The sequence below is a fragment of the Pseudaeromonas pectinilytica genome (assembly GCF_054780855.1).
In genome coordinates this window covers 1-972 of sequence record NZ_BAAGVN010000195.1, presented here as the reverse complement: position 1 = coordinate 972, position 972 = coordinate 1, and the positions used below count along the sequence as shown (strand labels likewise).

Here is a 972-nt window from a genome sequence, read left to right as displayed (position 1 = left end):
GCCCATATCTGGAAAAGGTACTGGATGCTGGGTTAGCTGAACTGGCATCAATTTAACAATATGTTCACGCTCTCGCCCTGGATACCCAACACTTGATAAACACGCCAACGATGACCCCACCCGCTTTTCGTATGCGGGTGGCCGCTGTGCACACCATCAAGCAACTCACAATAAAAGTATCTCTTTCTTTTCAGATAGATAAACATCTATCGCGCCAATTAACAACCGCCCCAGTCACGCAACAGTCACGCAAATCCGGCCTGGGTGGCTCGGTGGCCAGGCTCGCGGCAGAGGCGGTCATCTGGCTGGGCTGCACTCATGCCCCCGTCTATGCCCCCGCCGCCAGCGGCAGGCGGATTTTGCCGGTCAGCAGTTGCTGCATCATGCCTTGTTTCAGGGCGCGGGCCTTCTCCAGCTTCTGGGTCAATGCCTTAAGCTCGTTATCCATATCGGATAAAATAGTGGCAATGGCGGTTTGTTCTATAATTGAAGGCATTAAGACTGGGAACTCCTTTACTACGCCCCAATCAGCTCGCGGCATATGAGTTCCATATGCTTCAGAGGCTGCATCAATGAATTCATCCAACTGAACGATATAATAAACATATCTGGACACAGCAAGCTTATTATCTGTTTTTAAAACCCAGATTTCTGTTGAGCAAACACCAGCGCAACTTGCGAACCAAAACTTTCTAAGATAAGACCGTAATTTACCAAACAGTACATCACTTGGACAAAAGATGGTTTTTATTGAAGAGCTACTATTCGTTATTGTATTACCCAGAATGTCTCCCGTTCCTGATTCTATATGCTCCAACTCTATACAGAAATCACTACCACCATTGACTTTAGGGTTAACACGGGAAGAGCTGGGTCGTGCTATGTCACCAACATGTACAGAACCTTAAGCGGCAAGCGAATTAATAATACCGTCTAACGTGTTGTTTTGCTTGGATTTTCTCTGCCTACTCT

The 972-nt window shown here is 47.1% G+C and carries 1 protein-coding gene; it reads right to left on the bottom strand.

What is annotated here, in order from left to right; translation table 11 throughout:
• Positions 1–328: 328 nt before the first annotated feature.
• On the bottom strand, positions 329–817 hold the full coding sequence (locus ACYVG7_RS10185; protein WP_460883010.1) for a restriction endonuclease subunit S: 489 nt from the start codon (positions 815–817) through the stop codon (positions 329–331).
• Between the last annotated feature and the right edge of the window lie 155 nt (positions 818–972).